This window comes from Paraburkholderia sp. RL17-347-BIC-D, assembly GCF_046027915.1.
Classification (GTDB): Bacteria; Pseudomonadota; Gammaproteobacteria; order Burkholderiales; family Burkholderiaceae; genus Paraburkholderia.
This window is the reverse complement of record NZ_JARESS010000163.1, coordinates 1-1,706: the sequence shown is the minus strand read 5'-3', so window position 1 is coordinate 1,706 and position 1,706 is coordinate 1. Positions and strand designations below refer to the sequence as shown.

Genomic DNA, 1,706 nt, shown 5'->3' with positions numbered 1-1,706 from the left:
GGCTTTGATAATCATATAGTCGGCCTCGCGCCGTTCCGGTAGGACGGCTGGCGTAGAGTCAAGGTTGCGACACCGACGTGACGCACAGGAGGCCGGCATGAAAAAGTTTAGCGGAATCGACCTGCACTCGAACAACAGTGTGGTCGTGGTCAGCGATGAGGTGGACCACATCGTCTACCAGCTGCGGTTGCCCAACGACGCGTTGCAGATCCGCGCCGCACTGGCGCCGCATCGCGAAGAACTGGAAGGTGTGGTCATCGAGGCGACGTACAACTGGTACTGGTTGGTCGATGCACTGTTTGCGGATGGATACCATGTTCATCTCGCCAACCCGGCAGCGATCAGGCAGTACGAGGGGCTGAAATTCAGTGGTGACTTCACCGATGCGGCCCATCTCGCACAATTACTGCGTCTGGGGCTGCTGCCCGAAGGCTACATCTACCCCGCGGACGGACGGCAGGTACGCGACCTTGCACGCAAACGGATGCAGCTCGTGCAGTGCCGCACCACCCAGATTCTCGCGATCGGCAACCTGTTCGCGCGGCATACTGGTTCTCAGATGCACGGGCCGCAGGTCAAGCGCCTCGATGGCGCGCAGGTGAGCCGATTCGGTTTTGCGCCCGACGTAACGCTCGCGATCCGGGCCAACCTGGCGGTCCTGCAAACGCTTCAGCAGCAGATCGAGATCGTCGAAAAGCGACTCATGCAGCAGGTGAAACTGAATCCGGATTACGCGCTGTTGAACACGGTGCCCGGCATTGGTCCGATGCTGGCGACCACTATCATGCTGGAAACTGGCACCATCTCGCGATTTGCCACCGTTGGCCACTTCAGTTCTTACTGTCGCTGCGTGGACAGCAGGCGCGAAAGCAACAGCAGGAAGAAAGGCGAAGGCAACACGAAGAACGGGAACCGCTATCTGGCATGGGCGTTTGTCGAAGCGGCCAACTTCGCGATCCGTACGTGTCCGCAAGCCAGGCGCTTTTACGAACGCAAGAAGCGAATGCGCAACGGCATCGTTGCGATCAAGGCACTAGCGCACAAGCTGGCTCGCGCCTGCTATCACATGCTTCGGGAGCACAAACCATTTGAGACAGTTCGCTGTTTTGGCTAGCAGGTGATGCAAGGGGAACGAACCCGGTAACTTGACTGGTGCACAGCCATGGCTTTGATTGGGTCTTCCCTTTGCTTCACCTCACCGACTGTCTGCAAGCAATCGGGTCGCCCGGGCGGGGAGCCACGTTTGACTGGCGTTGCACACGCAACAGCCACGGCTTTGACCAACCCCTTGGACCTCGTCCGGCACCAACGTTTCTCCGGGGCGGCCATGGCCGCCAGGGCACACGTGACTTACCTCACGGCATGCTTGATCCAGATGGGTGTCTGGTGCGATCCGTTTCGCAACCAGCTTTGAGAAACCGGATGCGATATTGATCCTGCAGACAGGAGACGCACCACAAGCGTCCTTGCGATTGCCATGTCGATGAAAAACATATCGACATGGCAATCGCAAGGGGGAAGAGATTTGTACCTTGACTCCGGCCGACTAATGGGTGTCAAGTTGAGGTAGATAGTTTGGCTAGCGCGAGAAGATATGGTTTCCTTATTAATTTGCCTGAGAAACTTTCACACCCGTCCATTCCTGCCATGCGAGCAGACGCGCCTTCAGTTCGGTGCGATGGCATGCGGCGTTCATCCGGTGCCGT

General features: G+C 58.0%; 1 protein-coding gene. It reads left to right on the top strand.

Features of this window, described 5'->3' with window-relative positions; genetic code table 11:
* Window positions 1-97: 97 nt before the first annotated feature.
* Window positions 98-1,114, top strand: a complete 1,017-nt coding sequence (locus P0D96_RS47875; RefSeq protein WP_408321305.1) for an IS110 family RNA-guided transposase — start codon at window positions 98-100, stop codon at window positions 1,112-1,114.
* Window positions 1,115-1,706 lie beyond the last annotated feature (592 nt).